Origin of the sequence: Streptomyces cyanogenus (assembly GCF_017526105.1) — a bacterium.
GTDB classification, from domain to species: Bacteria; Actinomycetota; Actinomycetes; order Streptomycetales; family Streptomycetaceae; genus Streptomyces; species Streptomyces cyanogenus.
Map to the genome: position 1 here is coordinate 6,427,805 of NZ_CP071839.1, position 25,950 is coordinate 6,453,754.

Annotated in this window: 21 protein-coding genes and 1 riboswitch; of the genes, 14 read left to right on the forward strand and 7 right to left on the reverse strand. The window is 72.6% G+C overall.

Going from position 1 to position 25,950, the window contains the following annotated elements; translation table 11 throughout:
* Positions 1-49 precede the first annotated feature (49 nt).
* Both S1361_RS28985 and S1361_RS28990 read left to right on the forward strand, forming a co-directional pair.
* Positions 50-1,216, forward strand: a complete 1,167-nt coding sequence (locus S1361_RS28985; RefSeq protein WP_208034846.1) for a citrate synthase/methylcitrate synthase — start codon at positions 50-52, stop codon at positions 1,214-1,216.
* A 219-nt stretch (positions 1,217-1,435) separates the two neighbouring features.
* Positions 1,436-2,515 carry a CobW family GTP-binding protein gene (locus S1361_RS28990; RefSeq protein WP_208034847.1) on the forward strand — a complete coding sequence of 360 codons (1,080 nt, stop codon included), beginning with the start codon at positions 1,436-1,438 and terminating at the stop codon, positions 2,513-2,515.
* A 14-nt stretch (positions 2,516-2,529) separates the two neighbouring features.
* Here the strand turns inward: S1361_RS28990 and S1361_RS28995 are convergent, their stop codons facing one another.
* Positions 2,530-4,989, reverse strand: coding sequence for a DNA gyrase/topoisomerase IV subunit A (locus tag S1361_RS28995; protein ID WP_208034848.1), 2,460 nt, complete (start codon positions 4,987-4,989; stop codon positions 2,530-2,532).
* Between the two features lie 296 nt (positions 4,990-5,285).
* On the opposite strand from S1361_RS28995, the gene S1361_RS29000 reads away from it, so the two are divergent.
* The 4 genes from S1361_RS29000 (at position 5,286) to S1361_RS29015 (ending at position 10,101) form a co-directional block, all read left to right on the forward strand.
* Positions 5,286-6,689 (forward strand): M16 family metallopeptidase, encoded by a 1,404-nt coding sequence (locus S1361_RS29000; RefSeq protein ID WP_208034849.1) that lies wholly within the window; start codon positions 5,286-5,288, stop codon positions 6,687-6,689.
* A complete protein-coding gene (locus S1361_RS29005; protein WP_208034850.1) occupies positions 6,686-8,074 on the forward strand; it encodes a M16 family metallopeptidase in 1,389 nt (462 codons plus the stop codon). Before S1361_RS29000 ends, S1361_RS29005 begins: the two co-directional genes overlap by 4 nt.
* 210 nt (positions 8,075-8,284) lie before the next feature.
* Positions 8,285-8,447: riboswitch (cyclic di-AMP (ydaO/yuaA leader) on the forward strand.
* Between the two features lie 13 nt (positions 8,448-8,460).
* On the forward strand, positions 8,461-9,216 hold the full coding sequence (locus S1361_RS29010; RefSeq protein WP_208034851.1) for a M23 family metallopeptidase: 756 nt from the start codon (positions 8,461-8,463) through the stop codon (positions 9,214-9,216).
* Positions 9,217-9,414: 198 nt separating this feature from the next.
* Entirely contained in the window at positions 9,415-10,101 is a 687-nt protein-coding gene (locus tag S1361_RS29015) for a GntR family transcriptional regulator (protein WP_208034852.1), read from the forward strand.
* Positions 10,102-10,295: 194 nt separating this feature from the next.
* On the opposite strand, the gene S1361_RS29020 is transcribed toward S1361_RS29015, so the two are convergent.
* Positions 10,296-10,577, reverse strand: coding sequence for an HPr family phosphocarrier protein (locus S1361_RS29020; protein ID WP_014675499.1), 282 nt, complete (start codon positions 10,575-10,577; stop codon positions 10,296-10,298).
* Between the two features lie 178 nt (positions 10,578-10,755).
* On the opposite strand from S1361_RS29020, the gene S1361_RS29025 reads away from it, so the two are divergent.
* The 4 genes from S1361_RS29025 (at position 10,756) to S1361_RS29040 (ending at position 16,235) form a co-directional block, all read left to right on the forward strand.
* Positions 10,756-13,566 (forward strand): bifunctional acetate--CoA ligase family protein/GNAT family N-acetyltransferase, encoded by a 2,811-nt coding sequence (locus S1361_RS29025; RefSeq protein ID WP_208034853.1) that lies wholly within the window; start codon positions 10,756-10,758, stop codon positions 13,564-13,566.
* Positions 13,567-13,751: 185 nt separating this feature from the next.
* Positions 13,752-14,348 carry a DUF5998 family protein gene (locus S1361_RS29030; RefSeq protein WP_208034854.1) on the forward strand — a complete coding sequence of 199 codons (597 nt, stop codon included), beginning with the start codon at positions 13,752-13,754 and terminating at the stop codon, positions 14,346-14,348.
* On the forward strand, positions 14,348-15,538 hold the full coding sequence (locus tag S1361_RS29035; RefSeq protein WP_208034855.1) for an alkaline phosphatase family protein: 1,191 nt from the start codon (positions 14,348-14,350) through the stop codon (positions 15,536-15,538). Before S1361_RS29030 ends, S1361_RS29035 begins: the two co-directional genes overlap by 1 nt.
* Before the next feature lie 46 nt (positions 15,539-15,584).
* Complete coding sequence (locus tag S1361_RS29040) at positions 15,585-16,235, forward strand: thymidine kinase (protein ID WP_208034856.1); 651 nt, start codon at positions 15,585-15,587, stop codon at positions 16,233-16,235.
* A gap of 21 nt (positions 16,236-16,256) precedes the next feature.
* Here the strand turns inward: S1361_RS29040 and S1361_RS29045 are convergent, their stop codons facing one another.
* Positions 16,257-17,048, reverse strand: coding sequence for a VOC family protein (locus tag S1361_RS29045; protein ID WP_208034857.1), 792 nt, complete (start codon positions 17,046-17,048; stop codon positions 16,257-16,259).
* A gap of 319 nt (positions 17,049-17,367) precedes the next feature.
* On the opposite strand from S1361_RS29045, the gene S1361_RS29050 reads away from it, so the two are divergent.
* Positions 17,368-18,219, forward strand: a complete 852-nt coding sequence (locus S1361_RS29050) for a sulfurtransferase (protein ID WP_208034858.1) — start codon at positions 17,368-17,370, stop codon at positions 18,217-18,219.
* 57 nt (positions 18,220-18,276) lie between these two features.
* On the opposite strand, the gene sepH is transcribed toward S1361_RS29050, so the two are convergent.
* The 3 genes from sepH to S1361_RS29065 all read right to left on the reverse strand — a co-directional run bounded on the left by sepH (position 18,277) and on the right by S1361_RS29065 (position 22,367).
* Positions 18,277-19,311, reverse strand: coding sequence for a septation protein SepH (gene sepH / locus S1361_RS29055; protein WP_208034859.1), 1,035 nt, complete (start codon positions 19,309-19,311; stop codon positions 18,277-18,279).
* Between the two features lie 538 nt (positions 19,312-19,849).
* Positions 19,850-21,169 carry a D-arabinono-1,4-lactone oxidase gene (locus S1361_RS29060; protein ID WP_208034860.1) on the reverse strand — a complete coding sequence of 440 codons (1,320 nt, stop codon included), beginning with the start codon at positions 21,167-21,169 and terminating at the stop codon, positions 19,850-19,852.
* Positions 21,129-22,367, reverse strand: coding sequence for an MFS transporter (locus S1361_RS29065; RefSeq protein WP_208034861.1), 1,239 nt, complete (start codon positions 22,365-22,367; stop codon positions 21,129-21,131). The genes S1361_RS29060 and S1361_RS29065 overlap by 41 nt, the downstream gene beginning before the upstream one ends.
* A 171-nt stretch (positions 22,368-22,538) precedes the next feature.
* Between S1361_RS29065 and S1361_RS29070 the strand changes: the two genes are divergently transcribed.
* Entirely contained in the window at positions 22,539-23,666 is a 1,128-nt protein-coding gene (locus tag S1361_RS29070) for a ferrochelatase (RefSeq protein WP_208034862.1), read from the forward strand.
* An 8-nt stretch (positions 23,667-23,674) separates the two neighbouring features.
* Positions 23,675-24,490, forward strand: coding sequence for an inositol monophosphatase family protein (locus S1361_RS29075; protein ID WP_208034863.1), 816 nt, complete (start codon positions 23,675-23,677; stop codon positions 24,488-24,490).
* A gap of 221 nt (positions 24,491-24,711) precedes the next feature.
* On the opposite strand, the gene S1361_RS29080 is transcribed toward S1361_RS29075, so the two are convergent.
* Entirely contained in the window at positions 24,712-24,885 is a 174-nt protein-coding gene (locus tag S1361_RS29080; RefSeq protein ID WP_023546087.1) for a hypothetical protein, read from the reverse strand.
* Between the two features lie 409 nt (positions 24,886-25,294).
* Between S1361_RS29080 and S1361_RS29085 the strand changes: the two genes are divergently transcribed.
* The gene (locus tag S1361_RS29085; RefSeq protein ID WP_007387794.1) at positions 25,295-25,948 is read left to right on the forward strand and encodes a response regulator transcription factor; all 654 of its coding nucleotides are present in this window, start codon (positions 25,295-25,297) and stop codon (positions 25,946-25,948) included.
* Positions 25,949-25,950 lie beyond the last annotated feature (2 nt).

The window sequence follows — 25,950 nt, forward strand, 5'->3', positions numbered from 1 at the left end:
AGAATTGAGTCAAGAGTGGACAGTCGGATCAAGTTCAAGGAGGCAAACCATGGCCATCAACAGGTCCGCCACTCCGCTCATCCACGCCCCGCGCGGTCTCGCGGGCGTCGTCGTCGCCGAGACCGAGATCGGTGACGTCCGGGGCCGGGAGGGCTTCTACTACTACCGGCAGTACTCGGCCGTCGACCTCGCCCGCACCCGCAGCTTCGAGGACGTCTGGCATCTCCTGGTGCACAGCACGCTCCCGGACGCGCGACGCGGTGCCGCCTTCGCCGCCGAGACGGCCGCCCTGCGGCGCCTGCCCGACGACGTCCGCGCGGCCCTGCCCGCGATCGCCGGGGCCGGCCGGCTCTCCGGACCGCTGGCCGGACTGCGCACGGCCCTGTCCCTGCTGGGCGCGGCCCAGGGCTTCCGGCCGGTGTACGACATCGACCCGGAGCAGCGGCGCGCCGAGACCGTGGCCGCCTGTGCGGCCGTACCCACCCTGCTGACCGCGCTGTACCGGCTCGGCCGTGGCCTCGACCTCGTAGAGCCCCGGGAGGACCTCTCGTACGCGGCCAACTACCTGTACATGCTGACCGGTTCGGTACCGGATCCGCGTCGGGTCCGTGCGGTCGAGCAATACCTGATCTCAACCATTGATCACGGCTTCAATGCGTCAACCTTCACCGCGCGCGTCATCGCATCCACCGGCGCCGACGTCACGGCCTGCCTGACCGGTGCGGTCGGCGCCCTGTCCGGTCCGCTGCACGGAGGCGCGCCCAGCCGGGCCCTGGACACGCTGGACGCCATCGGCACGCCCGACCGGATCGACGCCTGGATCCGCGACCGGGTGCTCGCCGGCGACCGGATCATGGGCTTCGGCCACGCCGTCTACCGCACGGAGGACCCCCGCTCACGCATGCTGCGCGAGATCGCCCTCGGCTTCGGCGGCCCCCGGGTCGACTTCGCGGTGGAGGTCGAGCGCCGGGTGGAGGCGATCCTCGCGGAGCTGAAGCCGGGCCGCGAACTCCACACGAACGTCGAGTTCTACGCCGGTGTGGTGATGGAACTCTGCGGCCTGCCCCGGGAGATGTTCACGCCCACCTTCGCGGCGGCACGGGTGGTCGGCTGGAGCGCCAACATCCTGGAACAGGCCGCCGACTCGAAGATCATCCGCCCGGTGGCGCGGTACGTGGGCCCGGAGCCCCGGGCGGCGGTGGCCTCGGAGCGGTGACGTGAGGCGGCGACGCGCCCGGTCACCTGACGTGGCCGGCCGTCGGAGGCGCTGGTCCCGGAGGCCGGCGAGCACAGGACCGCGCAAGGACCGCACAAGCACCGCGCAAGCACCGCGCAAGGACCGTTCCCTCCCGCTCGTATCCTGGACGACCAGTCCACGCCCGTCCGTGCGCCGGGCCGCGAGCCGGTGCGCGTCGTACGTCAGGGAGGTCGCCCGTTGGGGAACAGCTCGGTAGACAGCGGCAGTCCGCAGCAGATCCCGGTCGTCGTGCTGGCCGGTTTTCTGGGCTCCGGGAAGACCACGCTCCTCAACCATCTGCTGCACCGCAGCGGAGGCAGCCGGATCGGGGCCATCGTCAACGACTTCGGGGCCATCGAGATCGACGCCATGGCCGTCGCCGGTGCCCTCGGCGACTCGACCGTCTCCCTCGGCAACGGCTGCCTGTGCTGTGCCGTCGACGCCGGCGAACTCGACCTCTACCTGGACCGGCTCGCCGCGCCCGCCGCAGGCATCGACGTGATCGTCATCGAGGCCAGCGGGCTGGCCGAGCCGCAGGAACTCGTGCGGATGGTGCTCGCCAGCGAGCACCCCGGCATCGTCTACGGCGGTCTGGTCGAGGTCGTCGACGCCGCCGAGTTCGACGACACACGGGCGAAGCACCCCGAGATCGACCGGCACCTCGCCCTCGCGGACCTGGTCGTCGTCAACAAGCTCGACCGCGCCGACGACGCCGACCGGGTGCTGGGGCTCGTCCGCTCGCTCACCGACCGCGCCGCCGTCGTCCCCGCCACCTACGGCCGCATCGACCCCGAGTTCCTCTTCGACTGCCGGCCCGGCGAGGAACGCGTCGGGCAGCTGTCCTTCGACGACCTGCACGACCACGGCGCCGACGACCGGACCGGACACCTGCACACCGGCTACGACAGCCTGTCCTTCACCGCCGACGTGCCGCTGGAGCCCCGCCGGCTCATGCGGTTCCTGGACAGCCGGCCCGAGGGGCTGTACCGGATCAAGGGGTATGTCGACTTCGGACCGTACGACCCCCGCAACCGGTACGCCGTGCACGCCGTCGGCCGGTTCCTGCGCTTCTACCCGGAGCCCTGGGCACCCGACGAGGCCCGTCGCACCCAGCTCGTGCTGATCGGCTCCGGCATCGACGCGGACACCCTCGCCAAGGAACTCCAGGGGTGCGAGAACGACGCCCCGCACGCCGACGAGCACGGCATGTGGGGCGTCCTGCGCTACGTACAGGGCCCGGACGAGGCGGAAGCGGACCCGCAGGACCCGCCCGCCTAGACACGGGCCGCCCGTCAGATAACCGGCCCCGCCACCACGGCCACCGTCTTCGGCAGCGAGGTGCCCGAGCCGTCCCGGCGCGGGTCCACCTCCGGCAGCTGCACCGGGGTGCCGTTCTTCTGCGCCGCGCGCGCGGGCACCGGGCCCGCCCAGGCCAGCGACAGGCAGTCCTCGCCCTTCAGGAACCGCTGGCAGCGCACACCGCCCGTGGCCCGGCCCTTGCGCGGATACTGGTCGAACGGGGTCAGCTTGGCCGTCGTCTGCACCGAGTCGTCCAGCGTGCCGCGGGAGCCCGCCACCGTGAACACCACCGCGTCGGCGGCCGGGTCGACCGCCGTGAAGGAGATCACCTTCGCGCCCTCGGCGAGCTTGATACCCGCCATACCGCCCGCCGGGCGGCCCTGGGGGCGGACGATCGAGGCCTGGAAGCGCAGCAGCTGCGCGTCGTCCGTGATGAACACCAGGTCCTCCTCGCCGGTGCGCAGCTCCACCGCGCCGACGATCCGGTCGCCCTCCTTCAGGGTGATGACCTCCAACTCGTCCTTGTTGGACGGATAGTCGGGCACCACCCGCTTGACGACACCCTGCTCGGTGCCGAGCGCCAGACCCGGGGACGACTCGTCCAGCGTGGTCAGGCAGACCACCGTCTCGTCGTCCTCCAGGGAGACGAACTCGGCCAGCGGGGCCCCTCCGGCGAGGTTCGGCGCGGGCACCGGCTCGGGCAGCTGCGGCAGGTCGACCACGTTGATCCGCAGCAGCCGGCCCGCCGAGGTCACCGCGCCGATCACCCCGCGCGCGGTCGTCGGCACCGCCGAGACGATCACATCGTGCTTGACGCGCTTGGCGCCCGACGCCGACGGGAACGGCTCCGCGGTCGCCGTACGGGCCAGCAGCCCCGTCGAGGACAGCAGCACCCGGCACGGGTCGTCGGCCACCTGCAGCGGCACCGTGGCCGCCGGGGCGCCCGCGGACTCCAGCAGGACCGTGCGCCGGTCGGTGCCGAACTTCTTGGCCACCGCGGCCAGCTCGGCCGAGACGAGCCTGCGCAGCTCCGCGTCCGACTCCAGGATCCGGGTCAGCTCCTCGATCTCCGCGGTGAGCCTGTCCTTCTCCGCCTCCAGCTCGATCCGGTCGTACTTGGTGAGCCGGCGCAGCGGCGTGTCGAGGATGTACTGCGTCTGCACCTCGCTCAGCGAGAAGCGCTCCATCAGGCGCTCCTTGGCCTGCGCGGAGTTCTCGCTGGACCGGATGATCCGGATGACCTCGTCGATGTCGACCAGCGCGGTCAGCAGGCCCTCGACCAGGTGCAGCCGGTCGCGCTTCTTGCCGCGGCGGAACTCGCTGCGGCGCCGGACCACGTCGAAGCGGTGGTCCAGGTAGACCTCCAGCAGCTCCTTCAGGCCCAGGGTGAGCGGCTGGCCGTCGACCAGGGCGACGTTGTTGATGCCGAAGGACTCCTCCATCGGGGTCAGCTTGTACAGCTGCTCCAGGACGGCCTCCGGCACGAAGCCGTTCTTGATCTCGATGACCAGGCGCAGGCCGTGCTCGCGGTCGGTGAGGTCCTTGACGTCGGCGATGCCCTGGATCTTCTTCGCGTTGACCAGGTCCTTGATCTTCGCGATCACCTTCTCGGGGCCGACCGTGAACGGCAGTTCGGTGACCACCAGGCCCTTGCGGCGGGCGGTGACGGTCTCCACCGAGACGGTCGCACGCATCTTGAAGGTGCCGCGGCCGGTCGCGTACGCGTCCCGGATGCCGTCCAGGCCGACGATCCGGCCGCCGGTGGGCAGGTCCGGTCCCGGGACGTGCTTCATCAGCGCGTCCAGGTCGGCGTTCGGGTGCCGGATCAGGTGGCGGGCGGCGGCGACGACCTCGCGCAGGTTGTGCGGCGGCATGTTCGTCGCCATGCCGACCGCGATGCCCGAGGAGCCGTTGACCAGCAGGTTCGGGAAGGCGGCGGGCAGCGCCACCGGCTCCTGCTCCTGGCCGTCGTAGTTCGGCGCGAAGTCGACCGTGTCCTCGTCGATCGACTCGGTCATCAGGCTCGTCGCCTCGGCCATCCGGCACTCGGTGTACCGCATGGCGGCCGGCGGGTCGTCGTTGCCCAGCGAGCCGAAGTTGCCGTGGCCGTCGACCAGCGGCACGCGCATGGAGAAGGGCTGCGCCATGCGCACCAGGGCGTCGTAGATCGACGCGTCGCCGTGCGGGTGCAGCTTGCCCATGACCTCGCCGACGACGCGCGCGCACTTCACGTAGCCGCGTTCGGGGCGCAGGCCCATCTCGTTCATCTGGTACACGATCCGGCGGTGCACCGGCTTGAGACCGTCACGGGCGTCCGGCAGGGCGCGCGAGTAGATGACCGAGTACGCGTACTCGAGGTAGGAGCCACGCATCTCGTCCACGACGTCGATGTCGAGGATCCTCTCCTCGAACGAATCGTCGGGCGGCGGGGTCTTCGTGCTGCGGCGGGCCATCGCTGCCTGGCTCCTTCTGATCTGGTCGCTCGCCTACGGGGCGCTCGTGCTGCTGAAGCGTTTGACGGATCTGACGCGGACCATTGTGGACCTAGGCACCGACAACCCGTGCCACCACCCGGTCCTGGCGGGCTCGCCGGTCCGGCGCAGCGGAGTCCGACGCAGGCTACGCGATCCGCTGTGGGCGTACGTCCCTCGGGAACTTCGCCGGGGCCCCGCACGCTTTGCATACAGTGGCAGGAACGGCAGGAAGACCGCGGTTTCCATCAACCGCCTCCGCTCGCGAAGGGACGTACATGCCCATGGGTCACACGACCACAGCCGAGGCAGGCTCCGGGGGCCTGACAGCGACCGAGCACCGCCTGGCCAACGGTCTGCGCGTGGTGCTCTCCGAGGACCACCTGACCCCGGTGGCGGCGGTCTGCCTCTGGTACGACGTCGGCTCCCGCCACGAAGTCAAGGGCCGTACCGGCCTGGCTCACCTCTTCGAGCACCTGATGTTCCAGGGCTCCGCGCAGGTGAAGGGCAACGGGCACTTCGAGCTGGTGCAGGGCGCCGGCGGCTCGCTCAACGGCACCACGAGCTTCGAGCGCACCAACTACTTCGAGACCATGCCCGCCCACCAGCTGGAGCTGGCCCTCTGGCTGGAGGCCGACCGCATGGGCTCGCTGCTGGCCGCCCTGGACGACGAGTCCATGGAGAACCAGCGGGACGTCGTCAAGAACGAGCGGCGCCAGCGCTACGACAACGTCCCCTACGGCACCGCCTTCGAGAAGCTGACCGCGCTGTCGTACCCGGAGGGCCACCCCTACCACCACACGCCGATCGGCTCGATGGCGGACCTGGACGCGGCCACCCTGGAGGACGCCCGCCAGTTCTTCCGCACCTACTACGCACCGAACAACGCGGTGCTCTCCGTGGTCGGCGACATCGACCCCCAGCAGACCCTCGCCTGGGTGGAGAAGTACTTCGGCTCCATCGCGTCCCACGACGGCAAGCCCCAGCCGCGTGACGGCTCGCTGCCGGACATCATCGGCGAGCAGAAGCGCGAGGTCGTCGTGGAGGAGGTCCCGGCGCGCGCCCTGATGGCCGCCTACCGGCTCCCGCACGACGGCACGCGCGCGTGCGACGCGGCCGACCTGGCCCTGACCATCCTCGGCGGCGGCGAGTCCTCCCGCCTGTACAACCGGCTGGTGCGCCGGGACCGTACGGCCGTCGCGGCCGGCTTCGGCCTGCTGCGCCTGGCCGGCGCGCCCTCCATGGGCTGGCTGGACGTGAAGACCTCCGGTGACGTCGAGGTGCCGGTCATCGAGGCCGCCATCGACGAGGAGCTGGCCCGGTTCGCCGCGGAGGGCCCCACCCCCGAGGAGATGGAGCGCGCCCAGGCGCAGCTGGAGCGCGAGTGGCTGGACCGGCTCGGCACGGTCGCCGGCCGCGCCGACGAACTGTGCCGGTACGCCGTCCTCTTCGGCGACCCGCAGCTCGCCCTGACGGCCGTCAAGCGCGTCCTGGAGGTCACCCCGGAGGAGGTCCAGGAGGTGGCGGCGGCCCGCCTGCGGCCCGACAACCGCGCGGTCCTCGTCTACGAGCCGAAGTCACCGGAGGCCGCCCCGGACGCCGGGATCCCCGACGACCCCGAGCAGGAAGCGACCGTAGAGGCGGGCCGCGACGAGACCGAGAACGAGGAGACGGCCAAGTGACCGAGCTCGCCACCATGGAGTTCCACCCCCAGCCGCAGCCCGGCGAGGCCAGGCCCTGGGCGTTCCCGGCCCCTGAGCGCACCGCGCTCGACAACGGCCTGACCGTGCTGCGCTGCCACCGCCCCGGCCAGCAGGTCGTCGCCGTGGAGGTGCTGCTGGACGCGCCGCTGGACGCGGAGCCGGCCGGCCTGGACGGCGTCGCCACGATCATGGCGCGGGCCTTCTCGGAGGGCACCGACAAGCACTCCGCCGAGGAGTTCGCCGCCGAGCTGGAGCGCGCGGGCGCCACCCTGGACGCGCACGCCGACCACCCCGGCGTCCGGCTCAGCCTGGAGGTCCCGGCCTCCCGCCTGGCCAAGGGCCTCGGGCTGCTCTCCGACGCCCTGCGCGCGCCGGCCTTCGCCGAGAGCGAGGTCGAGCGGCTGGTCCGCAACCGCCTGGACGAGATCCCGCACGAGCTGGCCAACCCCTCCCGCCGGGCCGCCAAGGAGCTCTCCAAGGAGCTGTTCCCGGCGACCTCGCGCATGTCCCGGCCGCGCCAGGGCACCGAGGAGACGGTCGAGAAGATCGACGCGGCGGCCGTACGCGCCTTCTACGACCGCCATGTGCGGCCCACCACGGCCACCGTGGTCGTCGTCGGCGACCTGACCGGCACCGACCTGGACGGGCTGCTCGGCGACACCCTGGGCGTCTGGACCGGTACCCCGGGTGAGCCCCGGCCGGTGCCGCCGGTGACCGCCGACGACACCGGGCGCGTGGTCATCGTGGACCGGCCCGGCGCCGTCCAGACGCAGTTGCTCATCGGCCGGATCGGCCCCGACCGGCACGACCGGGTGTGGCCGGCCCAGGTGCTCGGCACGTACTGCCTCGGCGGCACCCTCACCTCCCGCCTGGACCGCGTCCTGCGCGAGGAGAAGGGCTACACCTACGGCGTGCGCTCCTTCGGGCAGGTCCTGCGGTCCGCGCCGGACGGCACGGGCGCGGCGATGCTCGCCATCAGCGGCTCCGTGGACACGCCGAACACCGGCCCCGCCCTGGACGACCTGTGGAAGGTGCTGCGGACCGTCGCGGCGGAGGGCCTGACCGACGCCGAGCGGGACGTCGCCGTGCAGAACCTGGTCGGCGTGGCGCCGCTGAAGTACGAGACGGCGGCGGCCGTCGCGAGCACGCTGGCCGACCAGGTCGAGCAGCACCTGCCCGACGACTTCCAGGCGACGCTGTACCGGCAGCTGGCCGCCACGGGAACGGTGGAGGCCACCGCGGCCGTCGTGAACGCCTTCCCGGTGGACCGTCTGGTGACCGTCCTCGTCGGTGACGCGGCCAGCATCAAGGCGCCGGTGGAGGCGCTCGGCATCGGTGAAGTGACCGTGGTGGCGGCCGAGTAACGGCACGCGCGCGTGGGGCCCTGACGACCCGTAGGCCGCCAGGGCCCCTGCTGTTCCACTCGCTCCCTCAGATGCCCGTTTTGGGGCGGAGGTTGCCTGTCTGCCCTGTGGGATGCGCTACAAAAACCCGGCTGCGTTTGAGGATTGAAAGCACGCCGCCGTAGCGTCGTCCGGGCTGTTCGTCAGGCAGTGCGCCGCACCCGCGGCACCGGACAGTCATCGCCGAGTCCCCGTACGGCGCGAGCCAGGGGAGCCGGGGACCCATCGTCCCTGGGGTGAATCGGGCGCCCGCGCGGCTGCGGGGGGGGGGCCCGTAGGAGACCTTCCTGCTCCGAACCCGTCAGCTAACCCGGTAGGCGAGAAGGAAGGAAAGGACCAGCCACTTCATGGCGTTCATCTGCGCCACCGGGAAGCACCGCAAGCCCGGTCGGGTCAAGCGGACCACGGCTCAGGCGGCCGGCGTCGCGGCCCTCACCACCACCGGCGTGATCGGCACCCTCGCCGCCTCCCCGGCGCTCGCTGCCGAGCACTCCCCGGAGCAGACCGGCCTCGTCCCCGTCCTCACCGTCACCGAGGACGTCCCCGAGCAGATCGACGCCCAGGCCACCGCCCAGCAGCAGGCCGCCGAGCGGAAGGCGGCCGAGGAGGCCGCCGCGAAGGCCGCCGCCAAGCGGGCCGCGGAGGTGCGCGCGGCCAAGGCCCGTGCCGCCCGCGAGGCGGAGCGCAAGCTGCTGAACACCTTCGTCGCCCCCATCGCGCACTCCTACGTCTCCACGGGCTACCAGGCCAGCAGCTCCCTGTGGTCCTCCGGCTCGCACACCGGCATCGACTTCCACGCGGCCGCCGGCACGGCCGTCCACGCGGTGGGCTCCGGCACGGTCGTCTCCACCGGCTGGGGCGGCGCGTACGGCAACCAGATCGTGATCCGGATGGCAGACGGCATGTACACGCAGTACGGGCACCTGTCGTCCATCGGCGTCACGGTGGGTCAGAAGGTCGTCCCGGGCCAGCAGATCGGCCTGTCCGGCGCCACCGGCAACGTCACCGGCCCGCACCTGCACTTCGAGGCGCGGACCAGCCCCGAGTACGGCTCGGACGTCGACCCGGTCGCCTACCTCCGCAAGCACGGCGTGAACCTCTGACGCACCGCGCACGACCCTTCGAGGCCCCGGCTCACCGAGCCGGGGCTTTCGCCGTTTTTCGCAGTGTCCGCCGGATCCGCTGACCAAAAAATATCCATGGATTAGAGCCCGCCGTCGGAAATTCCGGCTCATTGCAATAGAGTCACGGAACACACGTCCATCGTCGACGTTTCACGGGGATTAAGGCGGAGGTCGGTCATGCGTATTCCGGCGCACTCGGTGTGTACCGCTGTCCGGGACGACATCGTCGCGGGCGTCTACGAGCGCGGCAGCCGCCTCACCGAGGAAGTCCTGGCCCGCCGGTACGGCGTCTCGCGCGTCCCCGTGCGCGAAGCCCTGCGCACCCTGGAGGCCGAGGGCTTCGTGGTGACGCGCCGGCACGCGGGCGCGTGTGTGGCCGAGCCGACCGAGCAGGAGGCCGCCGACCTGCTGGAGATGCGGATGCTGCTGGAGCCGCTGGGTGCCGCCCGGGCCGCCCAGCGGCGCACCGAGGCCCATCTGAAGGTGCTGCGCGGCCTGGTCCGGCTGGGCCAGGAACGGGCCAGGAGGGGCGGCAGCGAGGATCTGCGCTCGCTGGGCGGCTGGTTCCACGAGACGCTCGCCCAGGCCTCCGGCAGCCCCTCGCTCACCTCGATGCTCACCCAGCTGCGACACAAGATCGCCTGGATGTACACGGTCGAGGCACCGGCCAGCCCCACGGAGTCCTGGACCGAGCACGGCGCCATCGTGGACGCGGTGGCGCGGGGCGACGCCGAGCGCGCGCGGGCGCTCACCACTTTGCACGCCGAGCGTGCGACGGGCGCGCACCGGCTGCGTTTTTCCGGTGCCGCGGAGCGTGTGAGGACTTCGCAACAAGCCGTAAACATGTCGGGTCAGCGACATTAACACGGGCGCCGTATACAAAGAGGAGCTATTTCCGGGTGGGGTGTTTTCTGCTGCCCGAATTCATGGTGCCGTAATTCATGCGGGCCTTTTCCGGCGCCTGACGAATCGACGGCACGGAGGCGAGTGCGCGCATATGGCGAAGCCGCGCCGCCCCGAAAGGCGAACGCGGCTCCGGCGCTCTGTGCGGTACTCGCTCAGACGGTCTCGGGCAGCTCCTCCAGGCCCTCGGAGACCAGCTTGGCCAGCCGGTCGAGTGCGGCGTCCGCACCCTCGGCGTCGGAGGCGAGGACGATCTCCTCGCCACCCTGGGCGCCCAGACCCAGGACGGCGAGCATGGAGGCCGCGTTGACGGGGTTGCCCCCGGCCTTGGCGATCGTCACCGGGACGCCTGCGGCCGTGGCGGCTCGGACGAAGATGGAGGCGGGGCGGGCGTGGAGGCCCTCGGCCCAGCCGACGTTGACGCGGCGCTCAGCCATGTGTTGCTGCCCTTCGGTGTTCAGGGTTGTCTAGACCAGTTTCCCATATCGCGAAGCGGGTCCGGAGCGGACCTGCGTCCCTCTCCGGTGTGGCACCGGACCGCGGCCGCGGTCCGGCTTCCCGTCCTCCACAGACTGCCTCGCGCCGTTGTCGTACGCGAGCCGTACTCTGGGGCCCATGCAGACCTCGGCGGACCGGCAGGACCGGCACCAGTACCCCGCCCACTGGGAGGCGGACGTGGTGCTGCGCGACGGTGGCACCGCGCGCATCCGGCCCATCACCGTTGATGACGCCGACCGCCTGGTCAGTTTCTACGAGCAGGTCTCGGACGAGTCGAAGTACTACCGCTTCTTCGCGCCGTACCCACGGCTCTCCGCCAAGGACGTCCACCGCTTCACGCACCACGACTTTGTGGACCGGGTGGGACTCGCGGCCACCGTCGGCGGCGAGTTCATCGCCACCGTACGCTATGACCGCATCGGCACCGACGGCATGCCCGCCTCCGCGCCCGCCGACGAGGCCGAGGTCGCCTTCCTGGTGCAGGACGCCCACCAGGGCCGCGGGGTCGCCTCCGCCCTGCTGGAGCACATCGCGGCCGTCGCGCGCGAGCGGGGCATCCGCCGCTTCGCCGCCGAGGTGCTGCCCGCCAACACCAAGATGATCAAGGTGTTCACGGACGCCGGCTACACCCAGAAACGCAGCTTCGAGGACGGCGTCGTCCGCCTGGAGTTCGACCTCGAACCCACCGACCGCTCCCTCGCCGTCCAACGCGCGCGCGAGCAGCGCGCCGAGGCCCGCTCGGTACGGCGGCTCCTGGCGCCCGGCTCCGTCGCGGTCGTCGGCGTCGGCCGCGTCCCCGGCGGAGTGGGCCGCAGCATCCTCGGCAACATCCGCGACGCGGGGTACACCGGCGGTCTGTACGCCGTGAACAAGGTGTTCCCGGAGGACCTCAAGGAGATCGACGGGGTGCCCGCGCACCGCTCGGTGCGGGACATCGACGGGCCCGTGGACCTCGCCGTCGTGGCCGTCCCGGCCGAGCAGGTGCCCGCCGTGGTCGCCGAGTGCGGGGAGCACGGCGTCCAGGGGCTGGTCGTGCTCTCCGCCGGATACGCCGAGAGCGGCCCCGAGGGGCACGAACGGCAGCGGGCCCTCGTCCGCGCCGCGCGCGCGTACGGCATGCGGATCATCGGCCCGAACGCCTTCGGCGTCATCAACACCGCCCCGGACGTCCGGCTGAACGCCTCCCTCGCCCCCGAGATGCCCCGCCCCGGCCGCATCGGCATGTTCGCCCAGTCCGGCGCCATCGGCATCGCCCTGCTGTCCCGGCTGCACCGGCGCGGCGGAGGCGTCACCGGGGTCACCGGCGTCTCCACCTTCGTGTCCGCCGGCAACCGCGCCGACGTCTCCGGCAACGACGTCCTGCAGTACTGGTACGACGACCCCGAGACCGACGTCGTCCTCATGTACCTGGAGTCCATCGGCAACCCCCGCAAGTTCACTCGCCTCGCCCGGCGGACGGCGGCGGCCAAGCCCCTGGTGGTGGTCCAGGGGACCGGCACGGCACCGCAGGGCCACGCGGTACGGGCCACGCGGCTGCCGTACGCGACCGTCTCCGCACTGCTCAGGCAGGCCGGGGTGATCCGGGTCGACACGATCACCGAGCTGGTCGACGCGGGGCTGCTGCTCGCGCGCCAGCCACTGCCCGCAGGCCCGCGCGTGGCCATCCTCGGCAACTCCGAGTCGCTGGGCGTGCTCACGTACGACCGGTGCCTGGCCGAGGGGCTGCGGCCGGCCCGGCCCGTGGACCTGACGACCGGGGCGACCGCGCAGGACTTCCACCGGGCGCTCGCCGCCGCGCTGGCCGACGGCACGAACGACGCCGTCGTCGTCACGGCGATCCCCGCGATCGGGGAGGGCTCGCCCGGGGACGCCGAGCTGGCCGAGGCGCTGCGGTCGGCCGCGGCCGCCGTGCCGGGCAAACCGGTGCTGGTGGTGCACGTAGAACTCGGCGGGCTGGCCGAGGCCCTGTCGGCCGCGGCGAGCACCGCACCGGGGGCCGGCGACAGGGCGCCCGGACCCGCGGGGACGGCGGCAACCGCCCCCCTCGCCACCCCGCCCGAAGGCACCCACCTCATCCCCGCCTACCCCGCCGCCGAACGCGCCGTCCGGGCCCTCGCCGAGGCCGTGCGGTACGCCGGGTGGCGGCGGGAGGCGGCCGACCCCGGGAAGGTGCCGGAGTACGAGGACATCGACGAGAAGGGGGCCGCGCGGCTGATCGGCGAGCTGCTCACGCGCGGGCAGGGGCTCACCATCTCCGACGCGGACACCTGCGAGCTGCTCGGCAGGTACGGCATACCCGTGCGCCGGGCCCTGCCCGCGCCCACCCCGCGGGCCGCCGCCGAGGCCGCCCGCTCCCTGGGCTACCCGGTCGCCCTCAAGGCCACCGCACCGCACCTGCGGCACCGCGCCGACCTGGGCGGGGTCCGCCTGGACCTCGCGGACGAGGAACAACTGCTGCGGGCGTACACCGAGTTGACCGAGCTGTTCGGGCAGCCGGAGGAGCTGCGGCCGGTGGTGCAGGGCATGGCCCCGCGCGGCGTCGACACGGTCGTCCGTGCGGTGATCGATCCGGCGGCCGGCGCCGTGCTGTCCTTCGGGCTGGCCGGGGCCGCCTCCCAGCTGCTCGGGGACATGGCCCACCGGCTGATACCGGTCACCGACCGGGAGGCGACCTCGCTGATCCGGTCGATCCGGACGGCCCCGCTGCTGTTCGGCTGGCGTGGCTCCACCCCGGTGGACACCCCGGCCCTGGAGGAGCTGCTGCTGCGGGTGTCCCGGCTGGTCGACGACCACCCCGAGGTGGTCGCGGTCACCCTGGAGCCGGTCGTCGTCGCCCCGCACGGAGTGAGCGTCCTCGGCGCCACCGTCCGGCTCGCGCCCCCGCCGGCCCGCGACGACCTGGGCCCGCGCACGCTGCCGGCCTACTGAGCGGGACGGGGGGCCACATGGAGATCGCCGGACAAAAGCGCGCAGCCGCCCCGCGTCGCAGGCGACGATCTCCCGGTCCCACCAGCTGCCCTCGCGCACGCCTCGTGCCGGCACCCCCGCGCACGGGTGCACAGGCGCCCCCGGTCCGCGCGACTGGCCCGGACCGCCCTTGCCCACGGATTAGGATGGACGCCATGGCCAAGACCAGTACGACGACCCAGGGGCTGCGCGCGGCGATCGAGCGCAGCGGCTACTACCCGGCCCTCGTGGCCGAGGCGGTGGAGGCCGCTGTGGGCGGCGAGCCCGTCCGGTCGTACCTGGTCCACCAGGAGACGACGTTCGACCAGAACGAGGTGCGCCGGCACGTCACCGTGCTGGTCCTCACCGGCAACCGCTTCATCGTCAGCCACACCGACGAGCAGGCCGCCGACAGCACGTCCCCGACGCCGTACGCCACCACCTCCACCGAGTCCGTGAAGCTCGACCGGATCTCCTCGGTCGTGGTCAGCCGGGTGGTGGCGAACCCGGAGCAGTACACGCCGGGCACACCGCCGCGCGAGGTCGTGCTGACCATCGGCTGGGGCGCGGTCAGCCGTGTCGACCTGGAGCCCGCCGCCTGCGGCGACCCCAACTGCGACGCCGACCACGGCTACACGGGCAGCTCCACGGCGGACGACCTCAGCCTGCGCGTCAGCGAGGCCGGGGACGGCCCGGAGACGGTGCGCCAGGCGCTCGCCTTCGCGCAGGCCATCTCGGAGGCGACCGCGGACCTCACGCGCTGATGTCCCAGCTCTCCGCCTGGGACCACCCGGAGCCCCTCGCCCTGGACACCGCGCCGCTGCCCGCGTACGGCACCGGCTCGCTGGCCGACCTGCTGCCCACCCTGGCCGCCGGCATGGGCGTGCCCGGCATGACCGCCACGATCCAGGAACTGACCGCCACCGACCGGGTCTGCGTCTTCCTGATCGACGGTCTCGGCTGGGAGCAGCTCAGAGCCCACCCGGACGAGGCTCCCTTCCTGACCTCCCTGCTCGGCAGCTCCCGCGGCGGCACCGGCCGACCGCTCACCGCCGGCTACCCGGCGACCACCGCCACCTCCCTCGCCTCCGTCGGCACCGGCCTGCCGCCCGGCCTCCACGGCCTGCCCGGTTACACCGTGCGCAACCCGGGCACCGGCGAGCTGATGAACCAGCTCCGCTGGCAGCCGTACACGGAACCGCGCCCCTGGCAGCCGTACCCCACCGTCTTCCAGCTGGCCCACCAGGCCGGAGTGCACGCCGCCCAGGTGTCCTCGCCCGCCTTCGAGCACACCCCGCTCACCAAGGTGGCGCTCAGCGGCGGCAGCTTCCACGGCCGGCTCACCGGCGAGGACCGCATGGACCTGGCGGCCGAGCAACTGGCCGCCGGGGACCGCTCGCTGGTGTACACGTACTACTCCGAGCTGGACGGCGCCGGACACCGCTACGGCATCGCCTCCGACACCTGGCGCGGCCAGCTCATGTACGTCGACCGGCTCGTCCAGCGCCTCGCGGAGCAGCTGCCGCCGCGCAGCGCCCTCTACGTCACCGCCGACCACGGCATGGTCGACGTGCCGTTCGACGAGCAGCACCGCATCGACTTCGACGAGGACTGGGAACTGCGCGCCGGTGTCGCCCTGCTGGGCGGGGAGGGCCGGGCCCGGCACGTGTACGCGGTGCCGGGTGCCGAGAACGACGTCCTGACGGTCTGGCGCGAGGTGCTCGGCGAGCAGTTCTGGGTGGCGTCGCGGGACGAGGCGATCGCGGCCGGCTGGTTCGGGCCGCACGTGGACGAGCGCGTGTACCCGCGGATCGGGGACGTGCTCGCCGCCGCGCACGACGACGTCCTGATCATCGCCTCCGAGCGGGAGCCCAAGGAGTCGGCGCTGGTGGGCAACCACGGTTCGATGACCCCTGCCGAGCAGCTGGTCCCGCTGCTCGAAGTACGCTCCTGAAGCGTTCCCCCCTGCCGACGACTCACCGAAAGGTGCTCAACTCCTCATGCCCGAGCTGGTGTTCTTCTCCGGAACGATGGACTGCGGGAAGTCGACGCTGGCTCTCCAGATCGAGCACAACCGTTCCGCGCGCGGACTGGCCGGCATGATCTTCACCCGGGACGACCGCGCGGGTGAGGGCAAGCTGTCCTCCCGGCTGGGTCTGGTCACCGACGCGGTGGAGGTCGAGGACGGCCAGGACCTGTACGCCTATCTGGTGGACCATCTCTCGCAGGGCGGCCGGGCCGACTATGTGATCGCGGACGAGGCGCAGTTCCTCGCGCCCGAGCAGATAGACCAGCTTGCGCGCGTGGTGGACGATCTCGGCCTGGACGTGTTCGCCTTCGGCATCACCACCGACTTCCGCTCCAAGCTGTTCCCGGGCTCGCAGCGCCTGGTGGAGCTGGCCGACCGGATCGAGGTGCTCCAGGTGGAGGCGCTGTGCTGGTGCGGCGCCCGGGCCACGCACAACGCCCGGACGATAGGCGGCGAGATGGTGGTCGAGGGTGCCCAGGTGGTCGTCGGCGACGTCAACCAGTCCGCGGGCGAGGTCGGCTACGAGGTGCTGTGCCGCCGCCACCACCGGCGCCGGATGACCGCCGCGTCGGCCCGCGCGGCGGCCCTGTCCCCGGACGTGCTGCCCGTCTCGACCTCCTGAGGGGACTCCTGTCCGCAGGACTCAGTGCGGGTCCTGGACCACCGAGAACTCGGCGCCCTCCGGGTCCGCCACCGTGGCCACCCGCCCGTGCGGGCTGTCGTGGGCCGGCCGGAGGATCCGCCCGCCCAGCCCGCTGACCTGCCGCAGCGTCGCGTCGACGTCGGCGACCTCGAAGTACGTCTGCCAGTACGGCCCCCGGTCCCGGGGCAGGGCCTGGCCCACGCCGTGCAGCCCGGCCACCGGCCGGCCCTCCAGGTACAGGGTCAGGTAGTCGAAGTCGGCGGAGACCACCGGCTCCTCCCCGTAACCGAACACGCTCTTGTAGAACTTCCCGACGCTCTCCGTCTCGAAGGTGACCAGTTCGTTCCAGACGGGCGTGCCGGGCACACCGCTGATCGCCGTGCCGAAGTGCGCGGAGCCCTGCCAGATCCCGAACACTCCCCCGGAGGGGTCGGCGGCGATCGCCATCCGCCCGGCCTCGGCGGCGTCCAGCGGGCCGACGGCCACCGTGCCGCCGCACAGCCGTACCGTGTCGGCGGTCTGGTCCACGTCGTCCGAGGCGAAGTAGGGAGTCCAGGCCACCGGCAGCCGGCGGTCCGGCGGCAGCTGGCCCATGCCCGCCACCTCCCGCCCGTCCAGCAGCGCCCGCACATACGGTCCGAGCTGCTGCGGACCCGGCCGGAACTCCCAGCCGAACAGCTCACCGTAGAACTCCTCGGTGGCGTCCAGCCCGTGCACCATCAGGCTCACCCAGCTGGGTGAGCCGGGCACGCGCCGCGCGTGCGGACCGGCCGACTCCCGTGCCTCGGTCATCGATCACTCTCTCCCCGGCCCCTCGCGGTGGCCGTGTCGCTTCCGCTCCCCGGAAGGGGTGTCCACGCCGCCGGCGCGTACGCCCGTGCCGGTGCCCGCATCCTCCGCGGTGCCGCGGGGCCGTACCGCGCCGCTCCGCCGTCACTCCGGGAGGATGCCCGATCTGCCGTCTTTCGCCACTTCCTGACGAGGCCCGACGGGTGTCCGCCGGCTGTACAGCTCGTGCTCGATCCGGTACGCCCGGTGACCGAGCCTGTCCGGCCGAGCAGAGTAGCCGGACCTGGACGCCGCGGCCACCCCTGGCGTATGGATGGACGCCATGACAGCCATCATCACCGCATCCGATCTCGCACACGAGCTGACCGGCGGCAGGCCGCCCACGCTGCTGGACGTGCGCTGGCAGCTGAGCGTGGCGAAGGCGGCGGGCGCGCCGGCCTTCGACGGCCGGGCCGAGTACGCGGCCGGGCACATCCCCGGCGCGGTCTTCGTCGACCTGGACCGGGAACTGGCGGCCGCGCCCGGCGACCAGGGCCGGCATCCGCTGCCCGACCTGGCGGAGTTCGGTGCCGCCATGCGCCGCGCGGGCGTGTCCGCGGGGCGGCCGGTCGTCGTGTACGACGGCGGGCAGGGCTGGGCGGCCGCGCGCGCGTGGTGGCTGCTGCGCTGGACGGGTCACCCGGACGTGCGGGTGCTCGACGGCGGGTTGCCGTCCTGGCGGGGCGAGCTGTCCACCGAGGTGCCGGATCCCGCCGAGGGCGACTTCGTCCCGGTGCCGGGCGCGGCCGGGCTGCTGGACGCGGACGGGGCCGCGGCCATGGCCCGTACGGGTGTGCTGCTGGACGCGCGTGCGGGGGAGCGGTACCGCGGCGAGGTGGAGCCGATCGACCGGGTCGGCGGGCACATCCCGGGCGCGGTGTCGGCGCCGACGACGGAGAACGTGGGCCCCGACGGCCGCTTCCTGCCCGCGGCGGAGCTGAAGGACCGCTTCAAGGCCCTGGGGGTGTCCGAGGACACCGAGGTGGGCGTGTACTGCGGTTCGGGCGTCTCCGGCGCCCACGAGGTCCTCGCGCTGGCGGTGGCGGGCATCCCGGCGGCGCTGTACGTCGGTTCCTGGTCCGAGTGGTCCTCGGACCCGGCGCGGCCGGTGGCGGTGGGGGCGGATCCGCAGTAGCGGGCAGCCCGAAGAGGGGGCACGCGCGCGTGCCCCCTCCCGAGTCCGTACGCGGACCTACTCCTGCTTCTTGCGGCGGGTGCCGAACACGATCTCGTCCCAGCTCGGCACGGCGGCACGGCGGCCGGGGCGGACGCCGTCGGCCTCGGCCTGCCGGTCGGTCGCGCCGATGAGCCGGTCGCGGTGGCTGCCGACGGAGCGCGGCATGAGGACGTCCGCGTAGGCGGAACCGGCGGACGCGGCGGGCGCCGGCGGTTCCTCGGCGGCGGGCTCGTCGTCGGGCTCCTCCGAGGGCTCCGCCGGGCGTTCCGGGACCACCAGGTCGCCCCGGAAGCTCGGTACGGCCTCCAGCAGGCTGGTCAGCGAGTCGCGCTCGCCCGCGCTCTCCTCGTCCGGTTCCGGCGCGGGCAGGCTGGGCCGCTCGCGGTCGGCACGGTCGAGCGCGCGGTCCATCGAGCGCTCGCGCGGCAGCCGGGCGATGCGCGGGACGAACGGGAAGCTCGGCTCGGGCACGGCGAGGTCGTCGGACTCGCCGATCAGCGAGCGCGCCTCCTCGTCCACGGCCTGTACGAGCCGCCGGGGCGGGTCGTACGTCCAGCTCGCCGAGTGCGGTTCGCCCGCGACCCGGTAGACGAGGAGCACCTCCCAGGTGCCGTCGTCGCGGCGCCAGGAGTCCCACTGCACGGTGTCCTTCTCGGCGCCGCGCAGCAGCAACCGCTCCTGCACCGCCTCGCCGAGCAGCGGGCCGGAGTTCTCGCCGGGGCGGCGGACCGGGGTCTTGCGCGCACGCTCGGCCATGAAGGCGCGTTCGGCGAGCACCGGACCCTCGAAGCGCCGTACCCGGTCGACGGGGATGCCGGCGAGCTGGGCGACCTCTTCCGCGGTGGCACCGGCACGTATCCGCGCCTGGATGTCACGCGGGCGGAGATGGCTCTCGACCTCGATCTCGATCTGGCCGAGGCGGGGACGGTCGCCGCGCACGGCGGCGCGCAGGCGTTCGTCGATCGGAAGCGTGTACTCCGTAGAGTCGGCAGCCTTCAGCACCAGCCGTGTGCCGTCATTCGAGACGGCCACGACACGCAGTTCGGGCATGGGGACCTCCCGGGTGGTGCCTGCCGACGTCACGTGCGTCGCTGCTTCCGCTAGTCGAGTGTGGCCTGCCCGGGTGCAGCCTGCCACAACCTTGCCGAGTTGCCCGGCGTGTCGGGCGCGGGCCCGGTACCGCCGTTATGGCACGGTTACCTGTTCGCAACGCTAAGTGACCAACTCCGTCACCCTGTGCAACTAGCCCCCTCCCGGCGGTCCAGCAAGGCCGCGGGCACCCTGGTGGGAGACCGGACCCAGGGCTCGCAACAGTACTCCATTCGGACCACGTGCGTGGATTGGCGCGCCGCCCAACTTCTGGCAAGGGTGGCGACTTGGCCCCGCGCAAGCGGTTTTGCCGATCACGGACGTGGCGAACTTCACGCAATCACCAGAAACGGAACGAATGGTTTCGCTCGTATGTCCCCTTCCCGTGCAGCCGGTCGGCCGTCCGGCCGGGGGAACGAGCGGCCCCGCCGGGCGAGTTCGCCGCGGACGCCGTCCACCGGTGGCGGTACGACCCGCGGCGCCTCCCGACGTCCGGCGGCTACGCCCCGAGGACCCTCCGCAGGTAGTCGTTCTGGAACAGCCGGTCCGGGTCCAGGCGGTCGCGCAGTGCGGTGAACTCGCCGAAGCGCGGATACACCCGGGCGAGGTACTCCGCGTCCCGCGTGTGCACCTTGCCCCAGTGCGGACGCCCCTCGTGCGCGGTGAAGATGCGCTCGGCGGCGGTGAAGTACGCCTGGTACGGCGTGCCCCGGAACATGTGTACGGCGACGTAGGCGCTGTCCCGGCCGGAGGCGGTGGACAGGGTGATGTCGTCGGCCGGGGCGGTGCGCACCTCGACCGGGAAACCGACCCGCAGACCGGAGCCGTCGACCATGGCCTTCAGTTCGCGCAGCGTCGCCACCAGGGCAGCGCGCGGGACGGCGTACTCCATCTCCACGAAGCGCACCCGGCGCGGCGAGGTGAAGACCTTGTAGGGGATGTCCGTGTACGTGCGCGCGGACAGGGCCCGGCTGGAGATCCGCGCGATCGCCGGAACGGTCGCGGGGGCCGCGCGGCCGACCCACTGGGCCACCTGGAAGACGCCGTTGGAGAGGAACTCGTCCTCGAACCAGCCGGCGAGCCGCCCCACCGGCCGTGCGGGGCCGGCGCTGCGGTTGTTCCGCTTGGTGTTGGTGCTGCCCGTGTGGGGGAACCAGTAGAACTCGAAGTGTTCGTTCTCGGCCCACAGTTGATCGAACTCGGCGAGGACCCGCTCGAAGGGCATGGGTTCCTCGCGCGCGCTGAGCAGGAAGAGCGGCTCCACGGCGAAGGTGATCGCGGTGATGACGCCGAGGGCGCCGAGGCCGATGCGGGCCGCGGCGAACACCTCCGGGTTCTCCTTCTCGGAGCAGGTGAGCACCGAGCCGTCGGCCGTGACGAGTTCCAGCCCCTTGATCTGCGCGGCGATGGAGGCGGACGTGCGGCCCGTGCCGTGGGTGCCCGTGCTGGTGGCCCCCGAGACCGTCTGCTCCATGATGTCGCCCATGTTGGTGAGCGAGAGGCCCTCGCGCGCGAGAGCGGCGTTGAGTCTCTTGAGCGGGGTGCCCGCCTCCACCGTGACCGTCATGGATTCCCGGTCGATGCTGCGTATCCCGGTCAACAGTTGAGGACGTATCAACACACCGTCGGTGGCGGCGATCGAGGTGAAGGAGTGCCCGGTCCCGACCGCCTTCACCTTCAGGCCGTCCTCCCGGGCCCGGCGCACCACCGCGGCCAGCTCCTCCACCGAGGCCGGCGCGACCTGCCGGGCGGGCCGGGCCGAGACATTGCCGCCCCAGTTACGCCAGGTGCCGTTCTTCCCGCTCGCTGTGCTGCTCAACGGTGCCTCCCCGACCCGCGGCCGGCCTGCGCAGCCGGCGGTACCCGAGGAAACCGACCGCGACCGCGACGGCCCCGGACGCGGCCGGAACCCCGTACCCGGCCCGTGCCCCGGCCGCGTCGATCACCCAGCCGGCCACGGAGGAGCCGACCGCGATGCCGACGGCGAGGCCGGTGCCCACCCAGGTCATGCCCTCGGTGAGCTGGGCGCGCGGTACGTGCTCTTCGATGAGGGACATCGTGGTGATCATCGTCGGCGCGATGGACAGCCCCGCAACGAACAGCGCCACGGCCAGAAGCGGCAGGTTTCCGACCAGTAGGAGGGGGATCATACTCACGGCCATCCCCGCCACGCCCAGCAGCCAGCGGCGTTCCGGCGCACCGCTGAAGCGCAGCAGTCCGAAGACCACGCCCGCCACGCAGGAACCGGCCGCGTACAGCGCCAGGACCACGCTCGCGGCGCCCTTGTGGCCGCGCTCGTCGGCGAAGGCGACGGTGACCACGTCCACGGCGCCGAAGATCGCGCCGGTCGCCACGAAGGTCGCCACCAGCACCTGGAGTCCCCGCGCGCGCAGGGCGCTGCCGCCGCCGTGCCGCTCGCGCGGGTGCGGCTCCGGCTCGGTGGCGCGCTGGGCGGTCAGCCAGAAGACGCCGGCCGCCAGGAAGCAGGCGGCCAGCAGGGGGCCCGCCTCCGGGAACCAGGCCGTGGACAGGCCGATGGAGACGATCGGCCCGACGATGAAGCAGACCTCGTCCACGACCGACTCGAACGAGTAGGCGGTGTGCAGCTTCGGAGTGCCCCGGTACAGCGCCGCCCAGCGGGCCCGGACCATCGCGCCCAGGCTCGGCACCGTGCCGATCCCGGCCGCGCAGACGAACAGCGCCCAGTCCGGCCACCGGAGGTGGGCGGCGAGCAGCAGACCGGCCGCCGCGACCAGGGCCACCAGGGCCGCGGGGCGCAGCACCCGGCGCTGCCCGTGCCGGTCCACCAGCCGGGAGATCTGCGGCCCGACCGCCGCGGCGAACAGCGCGATCGTGGCCGACAGGGCGCCCGCGAGGCCGTACCGCCCGGTGAGCTGGGAGATCATCGTGACGATGCCGATGCCCATCATCGACAGAGGCATCCGGCCGATGAACCCCGCGGCGGAGAAAGCCTTGGTGCCGGGCTCGGCGAACAGGGCTCTGTAGGGGCTGGGCACGTGGTCTCCGGAGCGGCTCGGTAAGGCGCGAATGCGGCTCATACAGCTTACGAGTCAGGGCCCCTGATCGCACCGGTCAAGGCGCCCGGAGAAACCGTCTCGAACCCACTGGAATCCGACTCTTCACCCCGCTGTTTCCCCGCTGTCAGTGCCGGGTGGCAGGATCGACTCATGCCAGACGCGCTCGATGCCACCCCCTACGACGCCCTCCTCCTGCTCTCCTTCGGCGGCCCCGAAGGCCCGGACGACGTGGTTCCGTTCCTGGAGAACGTCACGCGCGGGCGCGGCATCCCGAGGGAACGCCTCAAGGAAGTCGGGCAGCACTACTTCCTGTTCGGCGGGGTCAGCCCCATCAACGACCAGAACCGCGCCCTGCTGGACGCCCTGCGCAAGGACTTCGCCGAACACGGCCTGAACCTGCCGGTGTACTGGGGCAACCGCAACTGGGCGCCGTATCTGACCGACACCCTGCGCGAGATGGTCGCCGACGGCCGCCGCCGCATCCTCGTCCTCGCCACCAGCGCCTACGCGTCCTACTCGGGCTGCCGCCAGTACCGGGAGAACCTCGCCGACGCGCTGGCCGCCCTGGAGGCCGAGGGCCTGGAGCTGCCGAAGGTCGACAAGCTGCGGCACTACTTCAACCACCCCGGCTTCGTCGAACCCATGATCGACGGCGTGCTGCACGCCCTGGAGGACCTCCCGGAGGACGTCCGCGCGGGCGCCCACATCGCCTTCACCACCCACTCCATCCCGACCTCGGCCGCCGACACCTCCGGCCCCGTCGAGGCGCACGGAGAGGGCGGTGCCTACGTCGAGCAGCACCTGGACGTGGCCCAGCTGATCGCCGACGCCGTCCGGGAGCGCACCGGAGTCGACCACCCGTGGCGGCTCGTCTACCAGTCCCGCTCCGGTGCCCCGCACGTCCCGTGGCTGGAGCCGGACATCTGCGACCACCTGGAGGAGCGGCACGCGGCCGGCGTCCCCGCCGTGGTCATGGCCCCGATCGGCTTCGTCTCCGACCACATGGAGGTCCTCTACGACCTCGACACCGAGGCCAAGGCCAAGGCCGAGGAGCTGGGCCTGCCGGTCCGCCGCTCGGCCACCGTGGGCGCCGATCCGCGGTTCGCCGCCGCCGTCCGCGAGCTGATCATGGAGCGTGCCGCCGTGGAGCGCGGCCAGGAGGTCGCCCCGTGCGCCCTGGGCGCGCTGGGCGCGAGCCACGACCTGTGCCCGGTCGGCTGCTGCCCCGCCCGTGCGCCCCGCCCGGCCGCCGCCGGCGCCGACAGCCCCTACGCGTGAGGAGACCCGTGACCGACGCCCTGCACCGGGAACTGCTGGAGCTGGCCCGGGAGGCCGCCCGGCGCGCCGGCGACCTGCTGCGCGACGGCCGCCCCGCCGACCTGGCCGTTGCCAGGACGAAGTCCAGCCCCATCGACGTCGTCACCGAGATGGACATCGCGGCGGAGAAGCTGATCACCGACCTGATCTCCGGGCGGCGCCCGGACGACGGCTTCCTCGGTGAGGAGGGGGCCTCCGTCGAGGGCACGAGCGGCATCCGCTGGGTGATCGATCCGCTCGACGGCACCGTCAACTACCTGTACGGGCTGCCGACCTGGGCGGTGTCCGTCGCGGCCGAACAGGACGGCGAGACCGTCGTCGGAGTGGTTGCCGCCCCGATGCGCGGCGAGACGTACCACGCCGTGCGCGGCGGTGGCGCGTGGGCGACCGGCGCGTGGGAGGGCGAGCGGGCGCTCGCCTGCCGTCCCGCGCCCCCGCTGGACCAGGCCCTGGTGTCCACCGGCTTCAACTACGTCACCGAGGTCCGCACCCACCAGGCCGAGGTGGCCGCCCGGCTCGTCCCGCTGCTGCGCGACATCCGGCGCAGCGGCTCGGCGGCCGTCGACCTGTGCGACGTGGCCTGCGGCCGGCTCGACGGGTACTACGAGCGGGGTCTGCACGCGTGGGACGTCGCCGCCGGGGACCTGATCGCCCGGGAGGCGGGCGCCCTGACCGGTGGGCGGCCCGGAGAGCGCCCGTCGGGGGACCTGACCGTGGCGGGGACGCCCGGGGTGTTCGAGCCCCTTCAGCGGCTGCTGGAGGACTTCGGCGCCTGGCACGACTGACCGCGGACCGCAGCCTCCCCGCGAAGGGCGGCCCTTCGGCAGCCCCTCGCAGGGCCCCCGGCAGCCCCCGCCGAGGGTGTCCGGGAGCCTCAGCGCGCAAGGACCTCGGCAGCCGCACGCGAAGGAGAGCCCGGCAGCCGCGTGCGAGGGGGCCCGGCAGCCGCACGCAAAAGGACCCCGGCGCTGGATTCGCCGGGGTCCCTTCTTGCGCTTTCGGCCGATCAGACGCGTGACGCGCCGACCTCCACACCGTGTTCGGCGGCGAGGCGTCGCAGGTCGTCGAGCTCTGCCTGCTCCACCTCGACGAGGAAGTCGTCGCCCTCGTCACGAGCCCGCGACAGGTCGGACTCGGTCGCCCTTATGCGCTGCAGAAGTCCTGCGGTGAAAGCGTCCATGCTGCGCCCCCTCGTCCAGGGTCGTGGGTCGGTGGCACGGGGGTGTGCCGTAGGAAGGGGCGATCACGTCTCTCGCAGGTGCCCAGCGCTGCCCGGCCGGGCGGCGACGGTGCCGGACACCCACGCCCGCGCTGCGGAGCGGATGGCGGGGTACCGCATGGTGCTGCGGCACATGCAGAGCGTGATCGCGGGGTGTAAAGCCGTCCTCCCCCAGCTCCCCTCCCCGGAAACCTCAACCGGCGGGGAATTCGCGTATTCCCGCCCGGTGACTCCCGTCCCACGGCCCTGATCCCGCCTTACAGCCGACTTATGGCCGAAAAGGGCAGGATGGGGGTCACACCCACGGACAGCCCTGCCCGCACGCGCCCACGGCGCGCTACGCGGGTGGACATGAGGAAGGACAAGCGACGTGCGCGTACTCGTCGTCGAGGACGAGCAACTGCTCGCCGATGCGGTGGCCACCGGACTGCGCCGGGAGGCCATGGCCGTCGACGTCGTGTACGACGGTGCGGCCGCCCTGGAGCGCATCGGCGTCAACGACTACGACGTGGTCGTCCTCGACCGCGACCTCCCGCTCGTGCACGGCGACGACGTCTGCCGCCGGATCGTCGAGCTGGGCATGCCCACGCGCGTGCTGATGCTCACCGCGTCCGGCGACGTCAGCGACCGCGTCGAGGGCCTGGAGATCGGCGCCGACGACTATCTGCCCAAGCCGTTCGCCTTCAGCGAGCTGATCGCGCGCGTGCGCGCCCTCGGCCGCCGCACGAGCGTGCCCCTGCCACCGGTCCTGGAGCGCGCCGGCATCAAGCTCGACCCGAACCGCCGCGAGGTCTTCCGGGACGGCAAGGAGGTCCAGCTCGCGCCCAAGGAGTTCGCCGTGCTGGAGGTGCTGATGCGCAGCGAGGGCGCCGTGGTCTCGGCGGAGCAGCTGCTGGAGAAGGCCTGGGACGAGAACACCGACCCGTTCACCAACGTGGTGCGGGTGACGGTGATGACCCTGCGGCGCAAGCTGGGCGAGCCGCCCGTCATCGTCACCGTGCCCGGCTCCGGCTACCGGATCTGATC

Excerpts from the sequence above, each read along its gene's own strand:
- S1361_RS29015 (WP_208034852.1), top strand. The coding sequence starts at position 9,415 with ATGCGTATTCCGGCGCACTCGGTGTGTACCGCTGTCCGGGACGACATC.
- S1361_RS29035 (WP_208034855.1), top strand. The coding sequence starts at position 14,348 with ATGTCCCAGCTCTCCGCCTGGGACCACCCGGAGCCCCTCGCCCTGGAC.
- S1361_RS29050 (WP_208034858.1), top strand. The coding sequence starts at position 17,368 with ATGACAGCCATCATCACCGCATCCGATCTCGCACACGAGCTGACCGGC.
- S1361_RS29010 (WP_208034851.1), top strand. The coding sequence starts at position 8,461 with ATGGCGTTCATCTGCGCCACCGGGAAGCACCGCAAGCCCGGTCGGGTC.
- S1361_RS29070 (WP_208034862.1), top strand. The coding sequence starts at position 22,539 with ATGCCAGACGCGCTCGATGCCACCCCCTACGACGCCCTCCTCCTGCTC.
- S1361_RS28995 (WP_208034848.1), bottom strand. The coding sequence starts at position 4,989 with ATGGCCCGCCGCAGCACGAAGACCCCGCCGCCCGACGATTCGTTCGAG.
- S1361_RS28985 (WP_208034846.1), top strand. The coding sequence starts at position 50 with ATGGCCATCAACAGGTCCGCCACTCCGCTCATCCACGCCCCGCGCGGT.
- S1361_RS29080 (WP_023546087.1), bottom strand. The coding sequence starts at position 24,885 with ATGGACGCTTTCACCGCAGGACTTCTGCAGCGCATAAGGGCGACCGAG.
- sepH (WP_208034859.1), bottom strand. The coding sequence starts at position 19,311 with ATGCCCGAACTGCGTGTCGTGGCCGTCTCGAATGACGGCACACGGCTG.
- S1361_RS29000 (WP_208034849.1), top strand. The coding sequence starts at position 5,286 with ATGCCCATGGGTCACACGACCACAGCCGAGGCAGGCTCCGGGGGCCTG.
- S1361_RS29025 (WP_208034853.1), top strand. The coding sequence starts at position 10,756 with ATGCAGACCTCGGCGGACCGGCAGGACCGGCACCAGTACCCCGCCCAC.
- S1361_RS29045 (WP_208034857.1), bottom strand. The coding sequence starts at position 17,048 with ATGACCGAGGCACGGGAGTCGGCCGGTCCGCACGCGCGGCGCGTGCCC.
- S1361_RS29030 (WP_208034854.1), top strand. The coding sequence starts at position 13,752 with ATGGACGCCATGGCCAAGACCAGTACGACGACCCAGGGGCTGCGCGCG.
- S1361_RS29020 (WP_014675499.1), bottom strand. The coding sequence starts at position 10,577 with ATGGCTGAGCGCCGCGTCAACGTCGGCTGGGCCGAGGGCCTCCACGCC.
- S1361_RS29040 (WP_208034856.1), top strand. The coding sequence starts at position 15,585 with ATGCCCGAGCTGGTGTTCTTCTCCGGAACGATGGACTGCGGGAAGTCG.